The organism is Pseudomonas sp. LFS044 (genome assembly GCF_047978245.1).
Lineage (GTDB): Bacteria > Pseudomonadota > Gammaproteobacteria > Pseudomonadales > Pseudomonadaceae > Aquipseudomonas.
On record NZ_JBFPFX010000001.1, the window covers coordinates 163,452 to 188,225 of the forward strand.

Annotated in this window: 22 protein-coding genes; 11 read left to right on the top strand and 11 right to left on the bottom strand. The window is 64.1% G+C overall.

Annotated features, from left to right (window positions below; genetic code table 11):
• Window positions 1-35: 35 nt before the first annotated feature.
• Window positions 36-1,370 carry a nucleobase:cation symporter-2 family protein gene (locus tag ACNQPL_RS00870; protein WP_416465324.1) on the bottom strand — a complete coding sequence of 445 codons (1,335 nt, stop codon included), beginning with the start codon at window positions 1,368-1,370 and terminating at the stop codon, window positions 36-38.
• A gap of 184 nt (window positions 1,371-1,554) precedes the next feature.
• Here ACNQPL_RS00870 and ACNQPL_RS00875 point away from each other — a divergent pair, with 184 nt between their 5' ends.
• The 3 genes from ACNQPL_RS00875 to ACNQPL_RS00885 all read left to right on the top strand — a co-directional run bounded on the left by ACNQPL_RS00875 (window position 1,555) and on the right by ACNQPL_RS00885 (window position 3,293).
• Window positions 1,555-2,469, top strand: a complete 915-nt coding sequence (locus tag ACNQPL_RS00875) for a LysR family transcriptional regulator (protein WP_387526823.1) — start codon at window positions 1,555-1,557, stop codon at window positions 2,467-2,469.
• Between the two features lie 67 nt (window positions 2,470-2,536).
• A complete protein-coding gene (locus tag ACNQPL_RS00880; RefSeq protein ID WP_416465326.1) occupies window positions 2,537-3,010 on the top strand; it encodes an anti-virulence regulator CigR family protein in 474 nt (157 codons plus the stop codon).
• A gap of 121 nt (window positions 3,011-3,131) precedes the next feature.
• Entirely contained in the window at window positions 3,132-3,293 is a 162-nt protein-coding gene (locus ACNQPL_RS00885; protein ID WP_416465328.1) for a hypothetical protein, read from the top strand.
• 242 nt (window positions 3,294-3,535) lie between these two features.
• On the opposite strand, the gene ACNQPL_RS00890 is transcribed toward ACNQPL_RS00885, so the two are convergent.
• Together ACNQPL_RS00890 and ACNQPL_RS00895 are read right to left on the bottom strand one after the other, a co-directional pair.
• On the bottom strand, window positions 3,536-4,525 hold the full coding sequence (locus tag ACNQPL_RS00890) for a 5'-nucleotidase (protein WP_346612219.1): 990 nt from the start codon (window positions 4,523-4,525) through the stop codon (window positions 3,536-3,538).
• A gap of 217 nt (window positions 4,526-4,742) precedes the next feature.
• On the bottom strand, window positions 4,743-5,042 hold the full coding sequence (locus ACNQPL_RS00895) for a YceK/YidQ family lipoprotein (protein ID WP_416465330.1): 300 nt from the start codon (window positions 5,040-5,042) through the stop codon (window positions 4,743-4,745).
• A 160-nt stretch (window positions 5,043-5,202) separates the two neighbouring features.
• Here ACNQPL_RS00895 and adhP point away from each other — a divergent pair, with 160 nt between their 5' ends.
• Window positions 5,203-6,213 (top strand): alcohol dehydrogenase AdhP, encoded by a 1,011-nt coding sequence (adhP, locus tag ACNQPL_RS00900; protein WP_416465332.1) that lies wholly within the window; start codon window positions 5,203-5,205, stop codon window positions 6,211-6,213.
• Between the two features lie 281 nt (window positions 6,214-6,494).
• Here adhP and ACNQPL_RS00905 read toward each other — a convergent pair whose 3' ends face one another.
• Complete coding sequence (locus ACNQPL_RS00905) at window positions 6,495-7,829, bottom strand: serine hydrolase domain-containing protein (protein ID WP_416465334.1); 1,335 nt, start codon at window positions 7,827-7,829, stop codon at window positions 6,495-6,497.
• A gap of 122 nt (window positions 7,830-7,951) precedes the next feature.
• On the opposite strand from ACNQPL_RS00905, the gene ACNQPL_RS00910 reads away from it, so the two are divergent.
• A complete protein-coding gene (locus ACNQPL_RS00910) occupies window positions 7,952-8,851 on the top strand; it encodes a LysR substrate-binding domain-containing protein (RefSeq protein WP_416465336.1) in 900 nt (299 codons plus the stop codon).
• Between the two features lie 8 nt (window positions 8,852-8,859).
• Here the strand turns inward: ACNQPL_RS00910 and ACNQPL_RS00915 are convergent, their stop codons facing one another.
• The 3 genes from ACNQPL_RS00915 to ACNQPL_RS00925 all read right to left on the bottom strand — a co-directional run bounded on the left by ACNQPL_RS00915 (window position 8,860) and on the right by ACNQPL_RS00925 (window position 11,348).
• A complete protein-coding gene (locus tag ACNQPL_RS00915) occupies window positions 8,860-9,606 on the bottom strand; it encodes an SDR family NAD(P)-dependent oxidoreductase (protein ID WP_416465338.1) in 747 nt (248 codons plus the stop codon).
• 10 nt (window positions 9,607-9,616) lie between these two features.
• Entirely contained in the window at window positions 9,617-10,303 is a 687-nt protein-coding gene (locus ACNQPL_RS00920; RefSeq protein ID WP_416465340.1) for a type 1 glutamine amidotransferase domain-containing protein, read from the bottom strand.
• A gap of 133 nt (window positions 10,304-10,436) precedes the next feature.
• Complete coding sequence (locus tag ACNQPL_RS00925; protein WP_416465342.1) at window positions 10,437-11,348, bottom strand: LysR family transcriptional regulator; 912 nt, start codon at window positions 11,346-11,348, stop codon at window positions 10,437-10,439.
• Between the two features lie 95 nt (window positions 11,349-11,443).
• Between ACNQPL_RS00925 and ACNQPL_RS00930 the strand changes: the two genes are divergently transcribed.
• Complete coding sequence (locus ACNQPL_RS00930; RefSeq protein ID WP_416465344.1) at window positions 11,444-12,610, top strand: MFS transporter; 1,167 nt, start codon at window positions 11,444-11,446, stop codon at window positions 12,608-12,610.
• A 130-nt stretch (window positions 12,611-12,740) separates the two neighbouring features.
• Here the strand turns inward: ACNQPL_RS00930 and ACNQPL_RS00935 are convergent, their stop codons facing one another.
• Both ACNQPL_RS00935 and ACNQPL_RS00940 read right to left on the bottom strand, forming a co-directional pair.
• Window positions 12,741-13,901 (bottom strand): MFS transporter, encoded by a 1,161-nt coding sequence (locus ACNQPL_RS00935; protein WP_416465346.1) that lies wholly within the window; start codon window positions 13,899-13,901, stop codon window positions 12,741-12,743.
• A gap of 53 nt (window positions 13,902-13,954) precedes the next feature.
• Window positions 13,955-15,637: an amidohydrolase gene (locus tag ACNQPL_RS00940; protein ID WP_416465348.1), complete on the bottom strand. Its 1,683-nt coding sequence runs from the start codon at window positions 15,635-15,637 to the stop codon at window positions 13,955-13,957.
• 133 nt (window positions 15,638-15,770) lie between these two features.
• Between ACNQPL_RS00940 and ACNQPL_RS00945 the strand changes: the two genes are divergently transcribed.
• The 5 genes from ACNQPL_RS00945 (at window position 15,771) to ACNQPL_RS00965 (ending at window position 21,309) form a co-directional block, all read left to right on the top strand.
• Entirely contained in the window at window positions 15,771-16,391 is a 621-nt protein-coding gene (locus tag ACNQPL_RS00945; protein ID WP_346612237.1) for a TetR/AcrR family transcriptional regulator, read from the top strand.
• A gap of 91 nt (window positions 16,392-16,482) precedes the next feature.
• On the top strand, window positions 16,483-17,280 hold the full coding sequence (locus ACNQPL_RS00950; RefSeq protein WP_416465351.1) for a DUF6508 domain-containing protein: 798 nt from the start codon (window positions 16,483-16,485) through the stop codon (window positions 17,278-17,280).
• A 113-nt stretch (window positions 17,281-17,393) separates the two neighbouring features.
• Window positions 17,394-17,903: a sigma-70 family RNA polymerase sigma factor gene (locus ACNQPL_RS00955; RefSeq protein WP_346612238.1), complete on the top strand. Its 510-nt coding sequence runs from the start codon at window positions 17,394-17,396 to the stop codon at window positions 17,901-17,903.
• Complete coding sequence (locus tag ACNQPL_RS00960; protein ID WP_346612239.1) at window positions 17,903-18,847, top strand: FecR domain-containing protein; 945 nt, start codon at window positions 17,903-17,905, stop codon at window positions 18,845-18,847. The genes ACNQPL_RS00955 and ACNQPL_RS00960 overlap by 1 nt, the downstream gene beginning before the upstream one ends.
• A 65-nt stretch (window positions 18,848-18,912) precedes the next feature.
• Window positions 18,913-21,309: a TonB-dependent siderophore receptor gene (locus ACNQPL_RS00965; RefSeq protein ID WP_416465353.1), complete on the top strand. Its 2,397-nt coding sequence runs from the start codon at window positions 18,913-18,915 to the stop codon at window positions 21,307-21,309.
• Between the two features lie 347 nt (window positions 21,310-21,656).
• On the opposite strand, the gene ACNQPL_RS00970 is transcribed toward ACNQPL_RS00965, so the two are convergent.
• Together ACNQPL_RS00970 and ACNQPL_RS00975 are read right to left on the bottom strand one after the other, a co-directional pair.
• A complete protein-coding gene (locus tag ACNQPL_RS00970; RefSeq protein ID WP_416465355.1) occupies window positions 21,657-22,280 on the bottom strand; it encodes a glutathione S-transferase family protein in 624 nt (207 codons plus the stop codon).
• A 72-nt stretch (window positions 22,281-22,352) separates the two neighbouring features.
• The gene (locus ACNQPL_RS00975) at window positions 22,353-24,464 is read right to left on the bottom strand and encodes a TonB-dependent receptor family protein (RefSeq protein ID WP_346612242.1); all 2,112 of its coding nucleotides are present in this window, start codon (window positions 24,462-24,464) and stop codon (window positions 22,353-22,355) included.
• Window positions 24,465-24,774 lie beyond the last annotated feature (310 nt).

Here is a 24,774-nt window from a genome sequence, read left to right on the forward strand (position 1 = left end):
TGGTAAGCGCGCCGTTGGGCGCGCAGCAAAACGGCTCACTTGGCCACGCTGGCATCGGCGGCGTGCGGGCCAGTGGCCTTGTCGTTGTTGAGCAGCAGGTTGAGGGTGATGGCGGCGATGGCGCCGAGGAAGATGCCGCTTTCCAGCACAAGCTTCAGCGGGCCGCTCAGGTGGTGGAACAGCGCGGGGAACGACATCGGCAACACACCGATACTCACCGACACGGCGACGATAATGCCGTTGCGGGTGCCTTCGAAGCGCACGCGTGACAGCTCCTGGATGCCCGCCACGGTGGTCATGCCGAACATGACGATGGCGCAGCCGCCCAGCACCGGCGTGGGCACGGCGGCGATCAGTGCGCCGAGTTTCGGGAACAGGCCCATCAACACCATGATCGCGCCAGCGGCGGCCACCACGAAGCGGCTCTTGACGTTGGAAAGGGCGATCAGCCCGGTGTTCTGGGTGAAGGCGTTGTACGGGAAGCTGTTGAACAGGCCGCCGAGCATGGTCGAAAACCCGTCGGCACGGAACGCGTTGCCGAGCGTGGCCTGGTCGGTGGGCTTGCCGACCAGTTTGCCGATGGCCAGGCAGTTGCCGGTGGTCTCGGCCATGATCACCAGCATCGCCAGCAGCATGATCAGGATCGGCACGCTGGAGAACTGCGGCGCACCAAAGGCCATCGGCGGGCTGAGTTCGAACCACGCGGCTTGGCCGACGTTGCCAAAGTGCGTCATGCCGAAGGCCGCCGCCAGCAGGCTGCCGCACACCAGGCCGATCAGTACGCTGAGGTTGCCGATGAAGCCTGAAAAGCGTGCGTACACCACCAGCGTGATGGCCACGGTCGCCATGCCCAGCAGCAAGTTGGCGGGCTTGCCGAAGTCCGGCGCGTCGGGGTTGCCGCCACCCAGCCAGATGGCTGCTGCGGGCATCAGCGAGATGCCGATGATGGTGATCAGGCTGCCGATTACCACGGGCGGAAAGAACCGCAGCAGCCGGCTGAACAAGGGGGCGATGGCGATGGTGATGGCCCCCGCGGCGATCACTGCGCCAAACACGTCCTGCAGGCCGAACTGCTTGCCGATCATGATCATCGGCGCCAAAGCGATGAACGAGCAGCCCTGAATCAACGGCAGCCGCGCGCCGAAGCGCCAGAAGCCGAGGGTCTGGATCAGTGTGGCGATGCCTGAGGTGAACAGGTTGGCGTTGATCAGCGTGACGATCTGCGCCTGGGTCAGGCCCAGCGCACTGCCGAGGATGAGCGGGACGGCGACGGCGCCGGCATACATCACCAGCACGTGCTGCAGGCCAAAGGTGAACAGCTGCCGCAGTGGTAATACTTCGTCCACAGCGTGGACCGGGGTTGGGCTCATGGCGTGAATCTCCTGTAGGTGCGGCTCTTTTCGTTGTTTTCGGCGCCTGGAGTGACACGCAGTGCAGGGAAGCACGGGCAGCTGCCAGCGTTGTCGAGGGTGATAATCCTGCGAAACAAGCGATGGAACAAATGAGTAACCATCGTTAGCATCGATGGTTCACGTGACCATGCGGGGGTTGGAGATGCGCTTTTCGCTGGAGCAATTGCAGGTGTTCGTCGCAGCGGTGCAGGCGGGGTCATTTTCCGCCGCAGCCAGGCGGCTGGGGCGTACTCAGTCGACGGTCAGTGCGGCGATCAGCAACCTGGAGGCGGACCTGGGCGTGGAGCTGTTCGACCGCAGCAGCCGCATCCCGGCATTGACTGCGGCTGGCCATAAATTGTTGTTGCGGGCGGAAGGTATTCTTGAGCGTTGCTATGCCCTGGAGGGCAGCGCCGACAGCTTGGCGGAACAGGCGGAACCCGCGCTCACGCTGGCCATCGAGGTGCCTTACGGCTCGCTGATCCCGGCGCTGAAAGCGTTTGACGAGGCCTTCCCTTTTGTCGACCTGCTGATTCGCCACCCCGTGCACGGCGATGTGAGCGAAATGGTGCACAAGGGCGAGGCAGACCTCGGGATCGCTTTTTCCCAGCCGGGTTACCCGCCGACGCTGGCCTTCCAGCAGTTGGGCAAGCTGATCATGGCCCACGTCTGCCATGCCAGGCACCCGCTGGCGCAGCTGCAAACCTGCCCCTTCGCCGCCCTGCATGCCCACCGCCGCCTGGCGTTCTTCGGCCACGCCCAAAAGCTGCCCAGCAGCGAATACCTGCGCGCCGCGCAGGTGTGGCAGGCCGAGAGTTACCTGGCGCTGGTGGAGATGGTGCGCGGTGGCTTGGGCTGGGCGACGTTGCCGCGGCAGTTGGTGCAGCGCGAGCTTGATTCGGGGGAGCTCATCGAGCTGCAGCTGGAGGCCTATCCGCATACTGACTGGCTGGTGGGCGTGGACCTGCTGTGGCACCAGAAGCGCCGACCGGGCAGGGCGGCGCAGTGGTTGCGGGACTGCCTGCGGCGGACCAAGGTGTACGAGCTGGACCGGCGAGGTATGCCTACCACGCTGTAGGCCGCGCTTTATGTCTTCGCTGTCGTCTATATTTCAACGTACATCGCATATCGCAAGGGATGCTCGTATGGCCAACTTCAAAGCGTTGATTGCGCTATTCACGTCGGCTGCCCTGATGGTGGGGTCTGGTACTGCCTCGGCCGACCCAGGTAACGGCAAGGGCAATGACAACGGGCAGGGGCAGGGCAAGGGCCAGGCTCAGCACGGCCATGGGCAAGGTAATGCGGGGGGTAAAAAGTCCGGTTCTGGCGATGCGGATTGGCATGGCGGGCCGTCCATCGATCGGGGGGATGTGCTCGGTATCCTCGGCGGTCACCGCAGCTACTGGAGCCCAGGCCCCGCCTTGCCACCTGGTATCCAGAAAAACCTGGCGCGGGGTAAGCCACTGCCGCCCGGTATCGCCAAGAAGCTCGATGGCCGGCTACTGGGGCAACTGCCTCACTACGACGGGTACGAGTGGATGCAGGCCGGGGTGGACCTGATACTCGTGGCAGTTGCGACCGGGATCATTTACGAGGTCGTTAATGGGGCGTTCGATTGAGGCGCCCAGATTGTAAAGAGTTGGAAAAGCTCCCACAGGCTGGCCGTCAGCGCATCTAGAATCCGCGCGCTGCCCAACCTGGCGTCAGGCAGGCAGCCGATCTTGCCTTTGGAGTTTTTCGATGAAGTTGAAACACGTTGCCCGCGCAGCTCTTGTCGCGGCTTTGGTATCTACCCTGTCGGGTTGCTGGATGTTCATGCCGCCGGGCGGCGGTGGTGGTGGTGGGCACGGCGGCGGCCATGGCGGCTTTGGCATGGGTGGCCACGGCGGCGGCCCTCGCTGATTTCCGACCTTCAGTCTGTGTAATCGTGCAAAGAAGAATGGGCGCAATGCGTTGCTGACTGTGTGGGAGCCGGCTTGCCGGCGATGCAGGCGCCGCAGTGTTGGGCACCGGCTTCGCCGGTGATCGCTGGCAAGCCAGCTCCCACAGTGATTGCGCAGGATATGCTGTTGTTTTACAAGCTCGCCCTGGCGCTGGTGCTGCTCACCGGCCTGGCTGGCTGCAAGGAAAGCGCCTGAAGCCTGCTACGGAGCGGGCTTGCCCGCACCAGCCGCCACCAGCCCCAGTTTCACCACCCGCTCCTTGTGGGCCCGGTTCGCCACCCCAAACGGCACATGCACCATCGGCAAATCCCCTGCGGCCGACATCAGGTGGCTGCGCTGGTCATCGAAGAACATGTGCGGCTTGAGAATCGACAGCACCCGGTCCTTCTCCATCCCGCCCAGGAAGAACGACTCATCCGGCGAAACGCCCCAGTTCTTCAACGTCGTCACCACCCGTTCATGGGACGGTGCATTGCGCGCGGTGACGATGGCAATCCGCAGAATGCGCTTGTAGTCCGGGTCTTGCGCCAGCTTGCGATCCTCCAACTGGCGAATCAGCGACAGCTTGCGATAAAGGTCTGCCAGCGGCCCCGGCTGGTGCGGGATGGCCTTGTGCGCATGCTCATGGGCCTGAAATTCATTCAGGTCCTGGCGCTGCTTGTACACGCTCTCCGCCTCGTCATCGGCAATTACCCCATCGAAGTCGAAGGCCACGCGCAGCTCGGTATCGATCTCGTCATCGTAGATCTTGCTCGGCAATACAAGGCCTGCGGGGTAGTCCGCGTCAATGGCGCGCTGCACGTCGCCTTCGTGGGCACTCAGAAACAGTGACGCGTTGAATGCGGGAATGTACTCGTAAGGCGAACGGCCGGACATGAACGCCGCGCGGCTGATGTCCAGGCCGTAATGGTCGATCGAGCGGAACACCCGCAGGCCGGTCTCGGGTGAGTTGCGCGAGAGCAGCACCACTTCCACCGGCAGCTGCTCCGGGAAGGCCTTGTTGATGCTCAGGAAGCGGCGGATGAAGGGGAAGGCGACGCCCTTGGGAAAGGGCACATCGAGGTTGGCTTCCTGGTGCAGGCGGTAGGCTTCTACACCATCGGTCTGGTAGATATCGTCGGACACGGTCAGGTCGAACAAGGCACTGGAGGCAACGCCGACGACGAGTTTCTGTTCGATGGGGTAGGGCATGGGCGGCTTCCTGAGGGAGAGGCGGGGTGAAGCTTGGCTCAATGTCGCGGCTGTCGGTGATCAAGCCGCGCTTAGTGCATCACGATAGTACGCTCATCACCGTGATACTCATCGCGCACTTTGCAGACGCGTGTCTCCCTGTGCAAAGTCTTTGGCCGCTTTGTACGCCGGCATCATCTGCCAGGGCCAAGCGTGTATCGCAACTAACTGTCGTGACTTACCTGATTACAGAGAGGTTGAACGAACCATCCAGGTTGCATTCCTGGTGATCCCCGCCCATGCCCTCTGGCAAAAACGCCGTGAGGTCATAGGGCAGCAGCACCGTATCCAACGCAAACGAGAAGGGCACGTCTACCAGGCCTATCCAGGCGCCTTCGTTGCGGATGGCGAAATTCCAGCCAAAACGCGTGCCCGGATACACACAGCGCTCGCCATCAAGGTGGGTCAACAGGCTCCAGCAGCCGCTCAGCATCAGTGCCAACGCCAGCACTAAGCCTCTGGCAATCCATCGCATCATAGGTCGAACTTCCGTTTCATCGTTTTGGTCATCCTGTCGGCGTCCTTGACGGCCGGCAGTGTACCTTACCGGTCGCTGATCTGAATCAACCCCGTCCACCAATCCACCACTATGCTGAAGCCTTCAACCCACGCTCAATCAGGTCAACAAGGAGGCCTCCATGAAAGCTGCAGTTGTTGCCAAAGGGCAGCGCGTCGACGTGGTGGAAAAGACCCTGCGCCCGCTCGCGCACGGCGAAGCGCTGTTGAAGATGCAGTGCTGTGGCGTGTGCCACACCGACCTGCACGTCAAGAACGGCGATTTCGGTGACAAGACCGGCGTGATCCTCGGCCACGAGGGCATTGGCGTGGTCGTGGAAGTGGGGCCGGGCGTCACCTCGCTCAAGCCGGGGGACCGGGCCAGTGTGGCGTGGTTTTTCCAGGGCTGCGGGCATTGCGAATATTGCAACAGCGGTAACGAAACGCTGTGCCGCGAGGTGAAGAACTCCGGGTACACCGTCGACGGCGGCATGGCCGAGGCCTGCATCGTGGTGGCCGACTACGCGGTAAAAGTGCCGGACGGGCTCGACTCGGCGGCGGCCAGCAGCATCACCTGCGCGGGTGTGACAACCTACAAGGCGGTGAAGTCGTCGAACATCCGGCCTGGGCAGTGGATTGCCATTTATGGCCTCGGCGGCCTGGGCAACCTGGCGCTGCAGTATGCGAAAAATGTGTTCAACGCGCGGGTCATCGCGATTGATGTCAATGATGAGCAGCTGGCGTTCGCCAATGAAATGGGCGCCGACCTGGTGGTCAATGCGCGCACTGAAGATGTGGCCAAAGTGATCCAGGCTAAAACCGGTGGCGCACATGCTGCCGTGGTAACGGCGGTGTCGAAAAGCGCCTTCAACTCGGCGGTCGATGCGCTGCGTGCCGGTGGCCGGCTGGTAGCTGTCGGCTTGCCGCCAGAGGCCATGAGCCTGGACATTCCACGCCTGGTACTCGACGGCATCGAGGTGGTCGGCTCGCTGGTCGGTACCCGGCAGGATCTGGCGGAGGCCTTCGAGTTCGCGGCGCAAGGCAAGGTGGTGCCGAGAGTGACACTGCGGCCGATCGAAGACATCAACGACATCTTCGAGGAAATGCTTGAAGGGAAGATCAAGGGCCGCATGGTGATCAACTTCGCGGATTGAGGTAGCGGCACCCCTCAACACTCGTGTGGGAGCGGGCTTGCCCCGCGAACGGGCCCGGCGAGGCACTGGTGGTGTATGGCCAGGGCTTCGCCCTGGTTCGCGGGGCAAGCCCGCTCCCACAAAATCAGCACTGAGCCCGCGCAGATAGTGTGGGGGCCGGCTTGCCGGCGATCACCGGCGAAGCCGGTGCCATCCAATGAGGTGCCTGCATCGCCGGCAAGCCGGCTCCCACAAAGTCAGCGGCGCATGTACGACCCTTGATCCATGCGCGAAAGCGCAGCCTACTTAGCCTGGCCGCGGCCCAAAGCTTCGGCCACGGCATTCACGAACACTGCCTGCTCGTCATACAGCGAGCTCGGCGTTTCGGCATTCTTCCAGGTCGACCACTGCACCACCACCAGGTGCTCGGCGGGGTTGATGGCAATGGTCTGGCCGAAGATCCCCAACGCCCAGAACGTCTGGTCGCTGTGCGCCGTTTTCTTCGGCTCGGCCTGGGCATCCGGCGCGGGCGCGTTGTACCACCACTGGTAGCCATACTGCCCGTTCGGCGCTGCGGCGGTCACCGAGCCCTTGGCCTGGGTCCAGTGCGTGGAGCGCGCAATCCAGTCATCCGGCAGGAGCTTTTCACCGCCTGGCAACTGGCCGCCGCTGAGCACGAACTGGCCGAACCGGCCCCAGTCGCGCAGGGTAGCGTTGAAACCGTGGCCGCCCATGTCGACCTTGCCGGGCACTAGCGCGTGCCACACGCCGTCCTGTTGCATGGCATAGCGGCTCCAGACTTGCTTCTCCAGGTAGTGGGCGATGGTCTGGCCGGTGGCGTTTTCCAGCACCCGGCCCACCAGCCAGGCGCCGCCCGTGTTGTACGACCAGACCTCGCCAGGCTTGACCCCCGGCTTGCGCTTCACCGAGCGCACCAGGTTGAGTACGCACTGGTACGGGTCGGGTTTGGCTTCGCACTGGGTCATGTGCGAAAAGTCGGAATTCTTCGACGCGTAGTTCTCGTCCCAGACCACCCCGGAGGTGTGTTGCATCAGCTGGTGCAGGGTCACGTCTGCCCAGGCACTGCCTTTGAGTTCGGGGGCGTACTGGGTGATCTTGTCGTCCACCGACTTGATCTTGCCTTCCTTGATGGCCACGCCCACCAGCACGCTGACCACCGACTTGGCCACCGAGCGTGAGGTCCACAACGTCTGCGCGGTATTGCCTTGCGCATAATGCTCATAGGCCACCTTGCCATCCTTGAGCACCAGCAGGCCGGTCACGCTTTGGTGATGCAGGTAGTCGGCCAGGCCTTGGGGCTTGCCATCCAGGGTGTAGCGCACATCGGCGAGCTTGTGGGCGGCTTCGGGCAGCGGGTAGGGCTTGGCGCCGTGGGTGGCGAAGACGTCACCGCCGTACAGGCGGTAGGTGTTGCGAAAACCGACCACGCGGGTGGCCTGGTCCCAGGTGAGCATGTCCTTGGCGGCGGGCAGCACCTTGTCGAAGGGTTGCGGGCACGCCTGCAGCCCGGGCACGCCGCACGGCCCCTTGGCGTCGTCGGCATGCACCGCGCCGGTCATGGCGGCCAGCACGGACAACACGGTGAAGGATCGTTTTATTGTTGGTATCGCCAGCATGGGCGGCTCCTCGTTGGGCGTGGAAGTACGCCTTGCGAGTGTCGAGAACTTGCGGGACGCGGAAAAGCACAATAAATTTTCAGCCACTATTAAAAAAACTGACAGCCCAAGGACGTTCAACCATGACGATTGACCGGCTGCCACCGCTGAATGCGGTGCGCGCCTTCGAAGTGGCTGCGCGTTTGGGCAGTTACGTGGCGGCGGCCCGCGCGTTGCACGTCACTCAGCCAGCGATTGGCCGGCACGTGAAAATCCTCGAAGACTGGCTGGGCGTGCGCCTGCTCGACCGTTCGCCGCGTGGCGTCAGCCTGACCCAGGACGGTGCGCACTATTACCAGGCGGTGGCCGAGTCGCTGCAGCTGCTGGCAGACGCCGGCATGCGCTGCGGGCGGCGCAGTGCCGAGCGCTGGTTGCGCATTATGTGTGTGCCGGCGTTCGCGTCGCGCTGGCTGACGCCGCGGATAGAAGCGCTGCGTGCACTGCGCCCGGAACTGAAGATTGCCATTGAACCCAACGCCACTTTCACCAGCGTCGATGCCCGCCAGGCCGACCTTGGGATTGCCTATGGCCTGCCTGGGGAGTTGGCCGGCGTGCGCGAGGTGTTGATCCGCCCGCAAGTGTTTGCCGTGTGCTCCCCAAACTACCGGGCGCAGTTGCCCGCGCAGCTGTCCGTTCGCGACTTGCCCCGCTGCAAGCTCATCCATGTCGACGACGGCAACTGGTGGAGCAGCTGGTTTGCCGCCCAGGGCATACGGGTGAGGGCCAAGGCCGATACTTCGCACATGAGCAATGACATCGTGCTGAACCTGGCGCAAAGCGGGCACGGGATTGCCTTGGCCACCGACGTGCTGGTCGGGCGCGAATTGGCGGCGGGGAGCCTGGTGCGCTGTGTGGAGCAGGGCGTACCGCTGGAGAGTTACCAGGTGCTCGCACCTTCGCCGATGCTGGGTGAGGATGCGTTGTGGTTCATCGAATGGCTGAGGGCGAGCCTGCGCGAGGCTTACCCCGCAGCTGTGGTATGAGGCAATTGTCACCAGGTGATTGGCTGGCCATCCCACGCCCAGAAGCTGCCACTGTCCGCCGGCCCATGGCGGGCAATCTGTTCAAGGATGCACTGCGCGGCAAAGGCAGGCTCGAACAGTTGTTCAGCGGGCACGTTCGCCTGAAACGGCTGCGACAGGCCGGTGTCGGTGGTGCCGGGGTGAAGTAACAGCACGGTGGACGCGGGGTTGAGGCGTTTGAGCTCGATGCTCGCGGTGTGCAGCAACTGGTTCAGCGCCGCCTTGCTGGCGCGGTAGCTGTACCAGCCGCCCAGGCGATTGTCACTGATCGAACCCACGCGCGCTGAAAGGGCGGCGAAGGTGCAAGGTTGCTTGCGCAACAATGGCAGCAGGTGTTTGAGCAATAATATCGGGGCGAAGGCGTTGGTGGCGAAACTGGCCTGCAGGCTTGCCAGGTCAAGTTGCGCCAAGGCCTTTTCCGCTTTGGCGCCGCCCTGCTGCAGGATCCCCAAAGTGCAGATCACCCAATCAAGGTGGGTACAGTGTCGGCCAACTTCCTGCGCAAGCGCGGCGAGCGACGGTTCGCTGCGGGCGTCGCAATCCAGCCGAAGCAGGCGCTCGCCATGGGTCGAGGCGAGGGCTGCCAGCGACGCCTCGCCGCTGGCCTGGCGCGATACCGCACATACCTGCCCCACGTCGGCACGGGCAAGCAGCTGCGTACAGAGCGCCAAGCCGATGCCCTGGCTGGCGCCACAGATGAGTACATTCAGCGCCATGGCGCTGTGCCTACTCGCGCTCGAGCCGCTTGAGCAGCGCCTTGGCCACACCCTCCGAGGAGGCAGGGTTCTGCCCGGTGATCAAGTGGCCGTCCTCCACCACGTAGCTTGCCCAGTCTGCAGCCTTGGAATACTCGCCGCCTTGGCTCTTGAGCATGTCTTCGACCAGAAACGGCACCACCTGGGTAAGCCCGACGGCGTCTTCCTCGCTGTTGGCGAACCCGGTCACCTGCTTGCCCTTGACCACGGGGTGGCCGTCCGGTGCGTTGACGTGCTTGAACACGCCCGGTGCATGGCAGACGGCGGCAATCGGCTTGTTGGAGGCGTAAAAGGCTTCCAGCAGGGTTTTGGAGTCCTTGTCCTCGGCCAGGTCCCACAGCGGCCCATGGCCACCGGGGTAGAACACGGCGTCGAAGTTGTAAGGGTCGATTTCGCTCAGCGGCACCGTGTCGGCCAGCGCCATTTGCCCTTCGGTGTCGGTGCGAAAACGCCGGGTGGCGTCGGTCTGCGCGTCGTCCTCGTCGCTCTTTGGGTCCAGGGGCGGCTGGCCGCCCTTGGGCGAGGCCAGGGTGACGTCGGCGTTGGCGTCGATGAACACATAGTAGGGAGCGGCGAACTCTTCCAGCCAGAAGCCGGTTTTTTTGCCGGTATCACCCAACTGATCGTGGGATGTCAGCACCATCAGGATCTTTTTCATCAGAGCCAGTCCTCCAAGCGTGAATGGGCAGCGCGCCGTTCGCCCTGCATTACTGTGGGAGGCCGCAGCAGGGCAGACGTTCCCTGCGCGGGGTATTTCAGGTGGACTATCAACGCTGCCGCGTGGCCATGTGTCATGCCAGCACCAGCGGCCACCCCTGGTGATTGGCAACCATGAAGTCCACGAACACCCGCACGCGTGCCGGCATCGCCGGGCCGCCGACGAACACGGCGTGGATCGGCTCCCGGTCGCCGGGGTTGAAAGCCTCCAGCAGCGGCACCAGTTCGCCGCTTCGCAGCTCGTCGGCCACGGTAAAGGTACCGATCCGCGCAATGCCGGCCCCCACCTTGGCCATTTGCGCCAGCGCCTCGCCGCTGCTGCACTCGATGTTGCCGGCCACCTTCAGCGAAAACGCCTGCCCCTCGCGAACGAACGGCCATTCGGACACCGCACGGCGGAAGTTGAAACGCAGGCAGTTGTGCCGGGCCAGGTCTTCAGGTTGCTGGGGGGCACCGCAGCGTTCGAGGTACGCGGGCGAGGCGACGATGACTTCGCCGGTGTCGCCAATGAAGCGAGCACTCAGCGAGCTGTCCGGCAGATGGCCGAAGCGCAAGGCGACATCGGCCTGGCCGCCGAGAATGTCGGTGACCTCGTCACTCAGCGTCAGGTCGACCAGCACTTGCGGGTACAGGGCGCTGAACGCGGCCACCAGCGGCACCACGGTTTGCCTGCCGTGGCCAAGCGCGGCGCTGACCCTCAGCCGGCCCCGGGGCACGCCTTGGTCGGTGATGGCTTCTTCGACTTCGACCAGGTCGGCCAGGATGCGCCGTGCCCCGTGCAGGTAGGCGTCGCCCTCGGCGGTCAGGGTGATCGCCCGGGTGGTGCGCAACAGCAGGCGCGTGCCCAGGCGTTGTTCGGTGCGGGCGATGATGCGGCTGACGGCCGACGGTGTCAGGCCGAGTGCACGCGCGGCTGCCGACAGGCTGCCTTCGTCCACCACCTTGGCAAATACCTCCATCTCGCCGGATCGGCCGTTGTAGTCCATTTGTGCCTCTTGCGCAAAGGTGGTTGCCAGAAAAGCGGTCTAGTGCTTTGAAAGCTGGAATCGTAGCATTCCACGCACAGATTAGGAGCTTTGTCATGCGTATCAATCCACCTCTCGTCGCACTCTCCGTCGGTGCCTTCGGCATCGGCGTCACCGAGTTCGCACCCATGGGCATGTTGCCCAGTATCGCCGCCGACCTCGGCGTGTCGATCCCCGCTGCGGGGCTGCTCGTCAGCGCCTACGCCATTGGCGTGCTTATCGGCGCTCCGCTGATGACTTTGGCCACCGGCAAGATCCCGCGGCGGTATTTGCTGATCGGGCTGATGGCGATTTTCACCTTGGGCAACCTGATGTCGGCGCTGGCCACCGATTACCAGAGCCTGCTGATCGCCCGCGTGGTCACATCGCTCAACCATGGCGCGTTCTTTGGCGTCGGCTCTATCGTCGCGGCCAGCCTGGTGGCGCCGGAAAAACGCGCCGGGGCCGTGGCGGCAATGTTCATGGGGCTGACACTGGCCACCATTGGCGGCGTGCCGATGGCGACCTGGTTCGGCGAGCTGATGGGCTGGCGTACCGCGTTCTGGGGCATTGCCGGCCTTGGCCTGGTGACGATGGTGGCGCTGTGGTTTGCCTTGCCCAACCTGAAACTGCCTGCCAGCGATGGCGCGCTGGCCGAAATCCGCGTGCTGGCCCGCGGGCCTGTGCTGTCGGCGCTGGCGCTGACGGTGGTGGGCTCCAGTGCGATGTTCACGGTGTTCACCTACATCGCGCCTATCCTGCACAGCGAGGCTGGCGCCTCGACCACCTTCATCACGGCCATGCTGGTGCTGTTCGGTGTCGGCCTGACCTTGGGCAACGTGTGGGGTGGCAAGGCAGCGGACCGCTCGGTGGACCGCACCTTGATCGTCTCGCTGGCGGTGCTGATTGCGGTGTTGCTGGTGTTCCCGCTGGTGCTGGGCTGGCCGCTGCCGACTGCCGTGGCGATCCTGGTCTGGGGCGCGGCCAGCTTCGCCCTGGTGCCGCCGCTGCAGATGCGTGTGATGGAAGCCGCCAAGGACGCGCCTAACCTGGCGTCGGCGGTGAACATCGGTGCGTTCAACCTGGGCAATGCCATCGGGGCTGCATTGGGTGGTGCGGTGATCAATGCGGGGTTGGGTTATCCGGCGATTTCCGTCGCAGGGGCGACGATGGCGGGGCTGGGGCTGCTGATGACGGTGGCCTGGCGTGCACGGCCGCAAACGCTGGCGAACCAGCTGTCATAGGTCTTCACAAACCTTACAGAGGTAGCAGAGGACATTGTGGGAGCCGGCTTGCCGGCGATGCAGGCACCGCGGTGCATGGCACCGGCCTTGCCGGTGATCGCCGGCAAGCCGGCTCCCACAGAGGTCCCGTCTAGGTTGCAGAACCTTGTTTGTGCCTCGGTGCCAAGTAGCCCGCCGCACACTTGAGCGCAAACCCCAGCACAACCGCTACCCCCGCACTGACGAATATCGTCTCGCGCCCCGCGCTCTGCTGCTGCACTGCCACGAACGCAGGCGCCAATGCTGCCGCGCCCATCTGCAGAATACTCACCCAGGGTGTCAGCGTGCCCTTCGGGTCGTTGGTGGCTATCGCCCCCATGTAATACGTCAGCGCCAGCACCCAGCCAAAGTTCATCAGGAACAACGCCCCGCAAAGCTGCTCTGCATCATGGGAATAGCGTGCCAGCAGCACGATCGACAGCAGCACCAGCAGCGAGCCGAAACCGATCATCGGCCCCCGCCTTACCCGTGCCCCCAGCAGGCTCGGCAGCGCGCCGCCAGGCAGGCCACCGAGTATTCCCAAGCCGAAGGCCCAGCCCACATCCACCGGCCCGATCCCACGCTCACGCGCCAGCTGGTCGACAAACCCCCAGATGCAATAAATGGCCAGCTGCAGGCATAGCATCCCCAGCAACGCATAGCGCCCGAGCAGTGCCGAGCCGCCACCGCACTGTGCCAGCTGCTGCGGCGCCTGGTGATGCAGCCGGGAGGGGATCACCAGCGCAGCCGCGGCAATCAACACGAACCAAAAGCCCATGGAGGCGATCGCCCCGCGGTTGCCAATCAGCGCTGCCAACTGCGGCATGCACGTGGCGTACAGCGCGAACACCGCCGTCTGGATCAGCAGCGACAGCCCGTACGAGCGATCCTGCCCGGGCATGCGCCCCAGCCCACTGATCGCCCCTGCGTACAACAGCCCAGCGGCCATGCCGCAGGCCAGGCGGCAGACGATCAGCGCCGTCAGCGAATCCAGCGCGCCGCTCAGCAGGTTCAGTGCGCCAGCCACCAGTGCGGCGGCAAGGTACAGGCCGCGGCCAGGGCACCGCCGCCCCAGCACAGGCAGCAGCAAGCTGCCCAGCAAGGTGCCGGCCATTTCGACGGAAAGAATCCAGCCTTGCTGGCTTAGGTTGAGGTTCAGCCGCTCGCTCACCAGGCCGATGAAGATCGGTTGCACGCCAATGATGATCAGCGCCGTGGCGGCGATGTAAATCAGGGCGGCACGCAGAAGCAGGGTGTTTTTATTGTTGTGCATTGGAGGGTCCCGGGTGCGGCAAGGTGTGCGGCCCGCAGGCCGCGGCGGTCAGGTCAGGCGTGGGGGAGGGTGCCTGCGTCGTGGGTAATGCGGCCGTTCATCAGCGTCAGCGCCACCTCGGTCTTGCCGATCTGGTAGCGGTCCAGCTCGAACAAGTCCTGCTCGAGGATGATGATGTCCGCCCGCTTGCCCTCGGTGATCGAGCCGATCTCCTTTTCCAGGCCCAGTTGATAGGCACCGTTGAGGGTATAGGCGGCAATCAGCTGCGGAATGCTCAGGCGTTCGTCGGCATCGGGCATCACCGGCGCACCGGGCTCGCCGCTGAGCTGGCGGGTGTGGCCCGACTCGATATGCTCCACGGGTTTGTGCTGGCAGCGGCACTGGCACACCAGCCCGTCCATGCCGATGGACACGGTCACGCCCTGGTCGATGAAGCTGCGGAACTTGTACATCGAGGCCCAGCGCTTGAAACCGTACGATTGCTGAATGGCCTCGGCATAGGCATCGACCACGCCCCATTGCAGCTGGGTGTTGGCCATGACACCGATGCGGCGAAAGCGCGGGATGTCGTCGGGGTGAGTGAGGAAGGCGTGGGTGATGACGTGGCGGCGGTCGCGCGGCGGGTTGCAGGCGAAGGTGCGCTCGAACACGTCCAGGGCCATGCGCACGGCGGCATCACCCACCGCGTGCACCATCACGTCGATGCCGTTGGCGTCGGCGTTGCGCACATGGTTTTCGAACACGGCTTGCGGCATGGTCGTCGAGCCGCAGCTGTGCGGTTTGTCGCAATAGGGTTCCAGCAGGTAGGCGGTGTGGTTCAGCTCGGTGCCATCGAGCATCAGCTTGAGGGTCTGTGCCTTGACCAGCGGCGAGGCATAGCGGGCGCGCAGGTCCTGCAGGCAGGCCACCGGGTCATCCTCGGTGCCCATGTTGATGTAGCTGCCCACCACGCGCAGTTTCAGGCGCTGCTCGCGCTCCAGTTGCTGCAGGGTTTCGTAGAGCAGGGCTTGGTCGCCGGCGGGGTCGAGAAAGCCTGCATCGAACACGGTGGTGATGCCAGCCGCCACCAGCTTTTCTTGCCAGAACGGGATGGAGCGCAGGTACAGGTCGATGCCTGTGGGCAGGTAACCGGCTTCGCTCAGGCGCTGCATCAGCAACGAATAGGCAGCGCAATCGATGATGATGCCGGTGGGCTCGCCCGTCACCGGGTCTTTCTCGAACCAGCTGGCGCCTTCTTCAACTGGCGGGGTGTCGCGGTCGATGCCGGCGGCTTTCAGGGCGAAGGTATTGACCCACATGGTGTGGTAATCGGTGGACAACAGGCACACCGGCTTGTCCGGGCAGATTTCGTCCAGCACTTCGCGGCGCAGCCATTCGGCGGGCATCAGCGGCTGGATCCAGCCCATGCCGGTGATGGCCTTCTCGGTCGGGTTGGCCTCGACATAACGCTTGAGCAGGGCCAGCACTTCGCGCGGGTCTTCATGGTTGACCAGCGCCTGGAAAGCGAAGGCGGTGCTCGAGAAGTGCCAGTGCGACTCGACGAAGCCCGGCAGCACCAGCTTGCCGTCGGCATCTACCAGCCGCGTGGCGGGGCCGGCGTGGGCCATGACACTGGTGTGGTCGCCCACGCAGACGATGCGTTCACCGTGCACCGCCACGGCGTTGGCCCAGGGCCGGTGCGGGTCGACGGTGTAGATGCGGGCGTTATGGATGATGAGGTCTGCAGCGGTGCGCATGGCGGCTCCCTGGGTCAAAATGCCGCGCTAGTTTTGCGTCGATAAAAAGTTTTAGTCAATAAAATATTTTTACGAATATGGCGATGTTGTATGCTGGCCATCCCGACCGGTTCGGTTCGACAAAGGTAGTGACGTGAGCGGATTACGCGAACAGCAAAAGGCCCAGCGCCGGGAAACCATCAGCCGTACTGCGCTTGGCCTGTTCGAGGCGCAGGGCTACCAGACCACCACCATGGAACAGATCGCCCGCCTGGCCGCGGTGTCGGTGCCCACGGTGTTTGCCTACTTCGGCAGCAAGCAGGAGATCCTCCTGGAAAAGCTGCGCGAAGCCGACCACCGCGCCGTCACCCAGGCCCGCCGCCGCTTGCCCGAGTTCGAGGATGCGCTGGATGCCTTGTGCTGTTACGAGGAGCACCTCACCGACTATGCGTTCGCGGTGCTGCCTGCACCGCTGTGGCGCGAGATGCTGCCGCCCTTGTTGCCGCTGCTGGGCGGTGAGCAGCGCGATCTGCCTGCAGCGTACAAGCGGGTCAACGACGCGCTGGTCGATGAGCTCAAGCATTTGCTGCAAGACTTGTGCGACAGCGGCAAGCTACGGGCGGACCTGGATGTGGGCTATGCCGCGTTCCTGATCAACGACTACGGGCATCTGCAGCTGCTGCGCCTGTGCAACTGCCAGACGCTGGACATGCCCTCGCACCGCGCGCAGGTGCGCAGGTTCATGGCCATGCTGCTGGCCGGCATGCGTGGTTGAGAGCACCTTCATGGCACTGACCCTACGGCCTGAAGCAACTCCGGAGCAGGTGTAGACTTGTCGCCCTCCCTTCGTCGATAAGGACATCGTCATGCAGCCCGACAAGGCCTGTGCAGTGGTTCTTTCAAGCACTACACCCCCCAGAATCCTTCTGTTTCGCCATCCCCAGGCGGGGGTGCAACTGGTCAAAGGCAGCCTGCAACCGGGCGAAGCACCGAGTGCGGCCGCGCTGCGGGAGCTGCGCGAGGAGTCAGGCATCAGCACCGCTGTGATCAAGCGGGATCTGGGTAACTGGGAGGCGGGTTATCAAGGGCAGGTGTGGTCGTTGCAATTGTGTGAAACCGACGAGGCTTTACCTGAGCAGTGGTCGCATCAGACGCTCGATGATCATGGCCATGTGTTCTCGTTTTTCTGGGCGTTTTTCGATGAGTTGCCTTATGCAGATTGCCACCCGGTGTATCAGCGCGCATTGGCCCATTTGGACCGGATCCTGCCCATGTACGGCTACACGTTGTTGATGCCGCAGCCGGCCGATGTCGACGCGCTGCTGGATTTCCTGCCTCTTCTGTACCCAGGCGAAATACCTATCAAGACCTACACCGTAGAGGGCAGCAACACTTGGCCGACCTATGCGGCTGTGGTTGACGACTTTTATCGCGAAGCGGGCAAGGCATGCTGGACCCAATCCGATTATCGGCGCGGTGGCACTGAAGGCCTGCTGAGCAACCCCTCTGCCATCGAGCAGGCCAGCCTGGCCGAGATCCAGCGCATGCTGACCTACTGCGTGAGGGGCGAGCGCTTTTGCGATGGGCACTGGGGGGCAATGATCGAGCAGGGCCACGTGTTGCACATACTGAATCGACTGAAGCGCCTGAGCGAACGTCCCTAAATCCGCGTCTCGGCGGCGGCCAGTGCCCGACGGTATCCAGGCACAAACCTCTTGGATTTGAGTGCCTGCGTAAAATAGAATCACTAGCATTTACGCCATTGCAGGGTATTCCCATGAGCGACGCCGCGACGCCCCCGGAGCACAGCCTGCCCGCCCTGTACCGTGATCACCGTGGCTGGCTGGAAGCCTGGCTGCGCCGGCGCATGGGCAATGCCTGGGATGCGGCCGACCTGAGCCAGGACACCTTCCTCAAAGTGCTGGCCAGCGCCCAGCCGCTGGCAGAAATCCGCGAACCGCGCGCCTACTTGCTGACGGTAGGCAAGCGCCTGCTGAGCAACTTCCACAAGCGTCGGAGCCTGGAGCAGGCCTACCTGGACGCCTTGGCGCAACTCCCCGAACACAGCCTGCCGTCGCCGGAGCAGCGCTGGATACTGCTGGAAACCCTGCAAGCACTCGACGAATTGCTCGATGGCCTCCAGGCCCCGGTACGCAAGGCGTTCCTCTGGAGCCAGCTGGAAGGCCTGACCTACCGCGAAATTGCCGAGCGCCTAGACATTTGCGAACGCACCGTAAAACGCTACATGGCGCAGGCCTACGAGCACTGCCTGCTGGCGCAGCTGTAATGGCTGCACCTTGCGTAGAGGCCCGCGAAGTGGTGCGTGCCGCAGCGCGCTGGCTGGCGCTGCTGGAGTCGGGCGATGCCACTGAGGGCGACCTCCAGCGCCTGGCGCAATGGCGCGCCAGCAGCAGCCTTAACGAAAGCGCCTGGCAAAAGGCCCAGTTGCTGCGCCAGCGCTTCGCTCAGCTGCCGGGCGAACTGGCAATGGCGACGCTGGACCGCCCGGATGCCGGGCGCCGTGCCCTGCTCAAGCAGGCGCTTGGGGTGGCCGCAGTGGTCCCGGCCGCCTGGTTGCTTGGCCGGCAGGTGCCGTTGGAGGCGTGGGCTGCCGACGTGCACACTGCTGTGGGTGAGCGCAGGCGATTGCTGTTGAACGATGGCACCGCCTTGCAGTTGAACACCGACAGTGCAGTCAACATCGATCTGGCTGCACGAAGGCTGACGCTGGTACGCGGCGAGGTTGCTATCACGGTTCCCACCGGCGTCAGCATGATGGTGCAGGTGCCCTTTGGCCGCGTTGCCGTCAGCGCTGGCGAGGCCTGTATTCGGCTGTTCGATCAGGCCTGCCAGGTTGCGGTGATCCACGGCACGGCCAGCTTGCAACCGCTGCGCGGGGTAGCCTTGGCGTTGCAGGCAGGGCAGCAGGCCAGCCTGCAAGCCACAGGCGTTGGCACTGTAACGGTGCTGGATGATCTGCTGCTGGGCTGGCGTGATGGTGTGCTAAGGCTGGACGACCGGCCATTGGGCGACCTGCTGCGCGAATTGCGCAGGTACCGCGCCGGTGTGCTGCGTTGGCAGCCGGCGCTGGAAACCCTGCGCGTTACCGGCACCTTCCGCCTCGACGACACCGACCGCGTGCTGGCATTGCTGGCTGCCAGCCTGCCACTGGAGGTGCATGCACGTACCCGTTACTGGGTTACGCTGGCGGCGCGAGAAAATCGCGCGTGAGGCTGTCCCCTTTTTCCTACTCGCCGGTCATCAGCAGTAGGAAACAATAACGGGAGCCTCGTTCGATGCCTGCAGTACTGCCTTGCCGCCCACGCCCATGGATGCACCTCGGGTTCACCCTGAGCCTGCTGTTGAGCTCACCCGCCTGGGCCGATGACCTTGCCCGGCGCGCCTACCAAGTGCCCGCGGGCAGCCTGGGCGCCGCGTTAACCCGCTTTGCCGACCAGGCAGGTGTTAGCCTCTCGCTGGACCCGGCGTTGCTCAACGGCCGGCAGAGTCAGGGGCTGTCTGGCAGCTACAGCGTGGCCGAAGGCTTCCTGCAGTTATTGCAGGGCAGTGGCCTGCAACTGCAGCAGGTAGGCGAGGGCGCTTACACCCTGGTACCTGCACCGCAGGGCGGCGATGCGCTGGAACTCGCGCCCACCAGCATCGTGGGGGGAGCTGTGGCTGGCGGCGACGCTCAGCCCTATGCCGGCGGCCAGGTGGCACGCCGAGGCGCGCAAGGCCTGCTCGGTTCGCGCGACTTCATGGACACGCCGTTCAGCATCACCACCTACACCAGCGAACTGGTGAAGAACCAGCAGGCGCGCACCCTGGGCGACCTGATCGCCAGCGACCCGTCGGTGCGCGCCACCAACCCGGCAGGTGGGCGTTTCGAGCAGTTCACCATTCGCGGCTTCAGCCTGTTCAACAGCGATGTGGCCTACAACGGCCTGTACGGCATCCTGCCGACGTATTCCATCGACATGGAAATGGCCGACCGGGTCGACATCATCAAAGGCCCGAGCCAGCTGATCAATGGCATCTCGCCCCGTGGCAGCATGGGCGGCGGCATCAACGTGGTGCCCAAGCGCGCGGGCGAGACGGCCATCACCGAGTTCACCGGCAGCTATGCCTCGAACAGCCAGGCGGGCGGCGCGGTGGATATTGGCCGGCGCTTTGGCGAAGGCGACCGGTTCGGCGTGCGCTTCAACGGGGTGAAGCAGGCGGGCGATACCGAGTGGGACCACCAGCGCGTCGAGCGCGAAATGGCCGTGCTAGGCCTGGACTTTCGCGGTGAGCGCCTGCGCCTTTCGGCCGACCTTGGCCACACCGAACGCGACACCGATGCGCCGCAGGAACGGGTGCTGGTCAGCGCCAATGCCAAGGTCCCGACCGCCGACGACGTGCGTCACAACTACGCCCAGGCCTGGAGCCAGGCGCGCACCAACGACACCTTTGGTGCGCTGAATGCCGAGTACGACATCAGCGATTCATTGCTGGCTTATGGTGCGGTCGGTGCGCGAAAGAGCAACCATGATTTCCTGCGGCATAACGTATCGATCATCAACGATGCCGGCGACTTCACCGTGCAGCCGCGTGACTTCACCCGCGATGAATCGGTGCGCACCGCCATGGCCGGGCTGCGCAACTGGTTCCGCACCGGGCCGGTCAGCCATGAGCTGAACCTGTCGGCCAGCTACTTCTACATGGACTTCGAGAACGGCGGCGCGCGCTATGCCTCCGCGCCCAGCAACCTCTACAACCCGGTCGCGACACCCACGCCAGGCACGCCCACGCGCATCGACCCCAAGGTGTATACGGAAAACCGCTTCAGCGGGCTGGCGCTGGCCGACACCCTTGGGTTTTTCGACGACCGCCTATTGCTGACACTCGGAGCCCGCTGGCAGCGGGTGCAGGTAGATGACTGGAGCGACGGCGTCAAAGGTGACACCGCTTATGACGAGGAGAAGGTTTCGCCTTCGGGCGGTGCGCTGCTCCAGGTGACCGACCAGCTGTCGCTGTACGCCAACTACATGGAGGGCCTGAGCCAGGGCAAGATCGCCCCGTCGACCTCGGTCAACGAAGACCAGATCTTCCCGCCGTTCACCAGCCGCCAGGTCGAGGTCGGGGCCAAGTACGACCTGGGCCGCGTCGCCTTCACCGCCAGCGCCTTTCGCATTCGCCAGCCCGCCTACGAGACCAACGCCCAATCACGGGTGTTCGGCCCCAACGGCAAGCGCGACAACCGCGGCATCGAGCTCAGCGTATTCGGCGAACCCCTCAAAGGCGTTCGCCTGCTGGGTGGGCTGATGTATATCGACAGCGAGCTGACCAACACCGTGGGCGGCACCTTTGACGGCAACCGTGCACCGGCGACGCCTGAGTACAACGTCAACCTTGGCGCCGAATGGGATGTACCCGGGCTGGCCGGGCTGACCTTGACCGCGCGCGGCATTCACTCCAGCTCGCAGTACCTTGACCAGGGCAACAGCAAGCAGATTGACGGCTGGGAGCGCTTCGACCTCGGCGCGCGGTATGCCTTCAAGGTCGATGCCACCCAGGTCACCCTGCGTGCCAGTGTCGAGAACGTGCTGGATGAGCGCTACTGGGCATCAGCCGGAGCCTCGGATGACAGCGAGCCGGGGCTGACGCTGTCCACGCCCCGGACCTGGCTGCTGTCGGCGACCCTGGGCTTTTGACCTGAAAGCGGTCGCAATCACCCGCGCCTTGTCTGGCACTGCGCAGATACCGGTTTTACGACTGCTGCGCAGCCGATCGCAGGCAAGCCAGCTCCTACAGGGCAAAGCGTACGGCGTACCATCGCGTCCGTGCAGCACAACCCCCCGACCTGGCTGCTGTCGGCGACCCTGGGCTTTTGACCAAAGTCTGAAAGTGATCGCAATCCCTGTAGGAGCTGGCTTGCCTGCGATCGGCTGCGAAGCAGTCGTAAATGCTGCAACCGCATACTGCCTGGCACAGCGCGGATACCGGTTTTACGACTGCTGCGCAGCCGATCGCAGGCAAGCCAGCTCCTACAGGGCAAACCCTACGGCGTACCGTTACGTCCGTGCAGCACAAACCCTGGCCGATCCGTCAGCCGCTTGAAATACTCACTGACCGCCGGCAACGGCGGGTGCTCGAAGGGCGTTTCGAACCAGCGGTTGACCGACAGCCCGATGGGGATGTCCGCCAGGGTGAAGCGGTCCCCGGCGACGTAGGCGCCGGTTGCGGCCAACTGCTGGTCGAGGATGCCCATGTACCGCGACCAGTCGGCGCACCCTGCGGCGAGCGCCTGGGCGTCCTGATGCGCAGGCGAATGCCGTACCAGCGACATGAACGCGTAGCTCCAGGACCGGTTCAGGTCCGAGGCCTGCCAGTCGATCCACTGATCCACGCGAGCCCTGGCTTTCGCCTCGGTCGGGTACACCGCCGCATCGCCATAACGCGTGGCCAAGTAGCGGATGATGGTGTTGGATTCCCACAGCGTGAAGTCGCCGTCCTGAATCACCGGGACCATGGCGTTGGGGTTCAACGCCAGGAACTGCGGGGCGTCGGTCGCTTGAAAGCCCGTGCCCCAGTCTTCGCGTTCAAAAGGGATATCGAATTCGCTGCAGGCCCACAGGACCTTGCGCACGTTGATGGAAGACGCCCTGCCCAATATCCGTAACATGCTGTCAGTCCTTTACCGGGAAGCGCCGATCGTCAACCACGGCCCTTCCTCGGTCAAGCGCAAAAACAGCGGTCAGTAACGCACCTCCACCCCCACGTACGCCCCGACCCCGTCGCCCGGCCAGAAGGCCGCCGTGTCCTGCCCGCCTGCGTTGTACACCGGCGTGATGGCCGTCACATAGGCCTTGTTGGCGAGGTTCTTCAGGTCCAGCGAGACCTTCCAGTTACCCTTGGGCGCTTCATAGCCCAGGTTCGCCCCCCAGATGGTGTAGGACGGCGCGTACAGGCTGTTGGCGTAGTCCGCTGCGGTGCGCGACGCCGACTGCACATTCACCCCGGTGTACCAGCCACTGTGGTCCTGGTATTGCAGCTCGCCTTGGTAGATATGCTTGGGCACGCCCGGTAGCTGGTTGTCGCCGAAGGTTTCGTCGTGGCGGTAGTAGAAATCGTTGTAGGTGTACACCTGACGCCAGCGCACCAGGTCGCCCTGGCCGTTTTCCCACAAGCGCGTATTAAGGCCGGCCTCGACGCCCTGGTGGATGGTCGGCGAGGCGTTGAACGCACCAGTGACTGCGGCGGCGGTCGAGGTGGCGGGGATGATCTGCACGTTCAGCAGCTCGTCGTGGATCCACGAGCGGTACAGCGCCAGGCTACCGTCGAAGATGCCATGCGAGCCCTTGATGCCGACCTCGAAGGTGTTGGCCTTCTGTTCGACCAGCGGGCGGATGTACGGCAGGGCAGGGCCGGAGCCGGAGTATTCCCACGAGGCAGGTGGGTCGATGCTGCGGCTGAAGTTGGTGAACAGCTGCAGGTTGGGGCTGAACTCGTAGCGCAGGCCGATACGTGGGGCCACGCTCCAGTTGTCGTAGTCCACGTGCTGCGGGAAGGCCGTGGTGTTGGGGTTGACCGCGTGGTCGATGTCGACCTTGCGCCGCACGTTGACGAACGACACGCCGCTGGTAAGCCACAGGTTGTCGACCAGGTTGAGGTCGTTGCCCAGCGCGATCACCCGGTCGAACGAGTCCTTGTAGTCGACTTTCTTCAGCGACACTTTGTCGTCGTTGGCCGAGTTCACCCCGCCACGCAGGTGCTGGGTGGAGGTGAAGGCGATGTTGCTGCGGCTTTCATGGCCGAACAGGGTATCGACGCGGTCGTAGCCCAGCAGCAGGCCGAGGTCGTGCCAGTCCCAGTAGCTGGGGTTGCTCGGGCTGCGCGGGCTGTTGGTGTGGCGGTAGTCGTGGTACGACAGGCCGACGGTCAGGCGGGCGTCATCGTCGAAGGTGTAGGTGGTCTTGCTGCCCAGCCAGATACTGCCCGGGCGGCGCGCACCGGCACCGCTGCTTTCGGCGGTGGCGCTGGCACGGCGGCTGTGGTGCAGGGCGCCATCGAGCGTGGTGGCGCTGGGGTCGTTGTGGCTTTCGTCGCGGTAGCGCAGCAGCAGGCGGGTTTCCAGTTTCGGGCTGAAGCGGTAACCGGCGTTGGCAACGATGCCCGAGCTCTTCGACAAGCTGTAGTCGCGGTAGCCTTCGTTGCGGTAATTGTCGGCTTGCAGGTAGTAGTCCAGGTCGCCTTCGACACCGCCGTAGCTGATGCTTTGCTTCTGGTAGTGGTAGCTGCCGGCCTCGGCGCGCACGCGCAGGCCGGGGGCGCTGTAGCCGCTGTGGTTGACGAAGTTCACCGCGCCGCCCAGGGTCAGCGCGCCGTACTGGAAGGCGTTGGCGCCACGCAGTATCTCGGTGTAGTTGACACCGCTGGTGTTGAGGAACTCGTAGGGCGTACCGCCCGGGCCGGTCAGCGGCAGGCCGTCGAAGAGGAACTTGATGCCCTCGCGAAAGTAACCCGGCGAGGTGTTGGCACCCGAGCCGCGGATCGAGATTTTCGCCGCATCGTTGCCGCCGGTGGACTGTACGAACACACCGGGCTGGTAGGCAAGGGTGTCCTGCAGGGTGGCGGTGCGGCCCTTGGCGACTTCTTCGCTGTCGACCACGCTGGTGCCGCCGGGCACTTCGGCCAGTGCGCTGGCGGCCTGTTGCACTTCGGTCTGCTTGTTGCCCTGCACGGTCACCGTGCCCAGGGCCTGGTCAGCCGCCAGTACCGTGACCGGGGCCAGCAGGGCCGTGGCCACGGTGGCCAGGGCGGCCTGGCGGATGGCCAGGCGCAGTGGATGGGGTTGAATCGCACGCATCGTCGTATCCCTTGAAAGTCATCGTAGGTCCTCGGCGTTCTATGGGAATAGTCAGGCCTGTCACCAAGTGCAGGAGCAGTTTTTGTGCCAGATGGCAAAGTGCCGGAAGTTGTGGGGTTGGTCGGTTGTTGCAAATAACCCAGTGAACAAAACAACAAGTTTTTGTTGCGCGGATGTTGGCGGCTGAACAGTTGTTGTTATATGCAAATTACCAAATCAAAGCCCTGCCCCAGAGGGCCTGCGTCACGGCTGATGTTCGCTCTGCAACAGGCAATGAACAGTTTGTGTGGCATCACAACTTGCCACCATG

What these genes read in the sequence shown, in the direction of transcription:
- ACNQPL_RS00905 (WP_416465334.1), bottom strand. Translation starts at nt 7,829, where the DNA reads ATGCTGGCGATACCAACAATAAAACGATCCTTCACCGTGTTGTCCGTG.
- ACNQPL_RS00960 (WP_346612239.1), top strand. Translation starts at nt 17,903, where the DNA reads ATGGCTGCACCTTGCGTAGAGGCCCGCGAAGTGGTGCGTGCCGCAGCG.
- ACNQPL_RS00925 (WP_416465342.1), bottom strand. Translation starts at nt 11,348, where the DNA reads ATGGACTACAACGGCCGATCCGGCGAGATGGAGGTATTTGCCAAGGTG.
- ACNQPL_RS00970 (WP_416465355.1), bottom strand. Translation starts at nt 22,280, where the DNA reads ATGTTACGGATATTGGGCAGGGCGTCTTCCATCAACGTGCGCAAGGTC.
- ACNQPL_RS00885 (WP_416465328.1), top strand. Translation starts at nt 3,132, where the DNA reads ATGAAGTTGAAACACGTTGCCCGCGCAGCTCTTGTCGCGGCTTTGGTA.
- ACNQPL_RS00940 (WP_416465348.1), bottom strand. Translation starts at nt 15,637, where the DNA reads ATGCGCACCGCTGCAGACCTCATCATCCATAACGCCCGCATCTACACC.
- ACNQPL_RS00880 (WP_416465326.1), top strand. Translation starts at nt 2,537, where the DNA reads ATGGCCAACTTCAAAGCGTTGATTGCGCTATTCACGTCGGCTGCCCTG.
- ACNQPL_RS00875 (WP_387526823.1), top strand. Translation starts at nt 1,555, where the DNA reads ATGCGCTTTTCGCTGGAGCAATTGCAGGTGTTCGTCGCAGCGGTGCAG.
- ACNQPL_RS00930 (WP_416465344.1), top strand. Translation starts at nt 11,444, where the DNA reads ATGCGTATCAATCCACCTCTCGTCGCACTCTCCGTCGGTGCCTTCGGC.
- ACNQPL_RS00915 (WP_416465338.1), bottom strand. Translation starts at nt 9,606, where the DNA reads ATGGCGCTGAATGTACTCATCTGTGGCGCCAGCCAGGGCATCGGCTTG.
- ACNQPL_RS00890 (WP_346612219.1), bottom strand. Translation starts at nt 4,525, where the DNA reads ATGCCCTACCCCATCGAACAGAAACTCGTCGTCGGCGTTGCCTCCAGT.
- ACNQPL_RS00935 (WP_416465346.1), bottom strand. Translation starts at nt 13,901, where the DNA reads ATGCACAACAATAAAAACACCCTGCTTCTGCGTGCCGCCCTGATTTAC.
- adhP (WP_416465332.1), top strand. Translation starts at nt 5,203, where the DNA reads ATGAAAGCTGCAGTTGTTGCCAAAGGGCAGCGCGTCGACGTGGTGGAA.
- ACNQPL_RS00950 (WP_416465351.1), top strand. Translation starts at nt 16,483, where the DNA reads ATGCAGCCCGACAAGGCCTGTGCAGTGGTTCTTTCAAGCACTACACCC.
- ACNQPL_RS00870 (WP_416465324.1), bottom strand. Translation starts at nt 1,370, where the DNA reads ATGAGCCCAACCCCGGTCCACGCTGTGGACGAAGTATTACCACTGCGG.
- ACNQPL_RS00955 (WP_346612238.1), top strand. Translation starts at nt 17,394, where the DNA reads ATGAGCGACGCCGCGACGCCCCCGGAGCACAGCCTGCCCGCCCTGTAC.
- ACNQPL_RS00920 (WP_416465340.1), bottom strand. Translation starts at nt 10,303, where the DNA reads ATGAAAAAGATCCTGATGGTGCTGACATCCCACGATCAGTTGGGTGAT.
- ACNQPL_RS00965 (WP_416465353.1), top strand. Translation starts at nt 18,913, where the DNA reads ATGCCTGCAGTACTGCCTTGCCGCCCACGCCCATGGATGCACCTCGGG.
- ACNQPL_RS00910 (WP_416465336.1), top strand. Translation starts at nt 7,952, where the DNA reads ATGACGATTGACCGGCTGCCACCGCTGAATGCGGTGCGCGCCTTCGAA.
- ACNQPL_RS00895 (WP_416465330.1), bottom strand. Translation starts at nt 5,042, where the DNA reads ATGATGCGATGGATTGCCAGAGGCTTAGTGCTGGCGTTGGCACTGATG.
- ACNQPL_RS00975 (WP_346612242.1), bottom strand. Translation starts at nt 24,464, where the DNA reads ATGCGTGCGATTCAACCCCATCCACTGCGCCTGGCCATCCGCCAGGCC.